The organism is Variovorax sp. Soil_C_17 (assembly GCF_057657265.1).
Map to the genome: position 1 here is coordinate 1 of NZ_JBDGIT010000084.1, position 209 is coordinate 209.

Annotated in this window: 1 pseudogene; it reads right to left on the bottom strand. The window is 66.0% G+C overall.

The features are described 5' to 3' along the window. A pseudogene (locus AC3A6Y_RS35145) lies at positions 1 to 209 on the bottom strand (ISKra4 family transposase); the annotation flags it as partial.

Sequence of the window (209 nt, forward strand, 5' to 3'; positions counted from 1 at the left end):
GGACCGAGCTGCGCCTCGAGTCGCTCGGCGGTGGCTTGGACGTGCTGACGGATGGTCTCCTGATGCAATCCATGTTCGATCGGCAGCACCTCCTGCAACAGCGCCCGGACCGCCGCGAAGGAGACTTGCGCGGCCCATTTGGCCTCCAGGTACGCCAGTTCCGGCGACGTGTGCACCGTCAGCAGTTCGCTCAGCGGGCAAAACGTGGC